Raw genomic sequence first — 202 nt, 5'->3', positions numbered from 1 at the left:
GGAGCTGAAGACCAAGGCGCAGAACTTCATCCGGGACCACAAGGACGATGAGGACGGCGACTACGACGAGGATCTGATCGCCGAGCACAACCAGATCCGGGATGACATCACCGCCACGGTGGCCGCGTTCTGGGCGGCGGAGCGCACCTGCCACAACAAGATCACGGCGCTGTGGAACGGCACCCAGATGGTGGCCGGGGAC

1 protein-coding gene is annotated in these 202 nt (G+C 64.4%); it reads left to right on the top strand.

Annotated features, from left to right (window positions below):
* Nucleotides 1-202, top strand: a 202-nt coding sequence (locus tag IF04_RS36400; protein ID WP_037961980.1) for a hypothetical protein, incomplete at both ends; no start/stop codon positions are given.

This window comes from Streptomyces violens, from assembly GCF_000717745.1.
GTDB classification, from domain to species: domain Bacteria; phylum Actinomycetota; class Actinomycetes; order Streptomycetales; family Streptomycetaceae; genus Streptomyces; species Streptomyces violens.
Note: the sequence above shows the minus strand (reverse complement) of the source record. Positions and strands in the feature narration are given on the sequence as shown.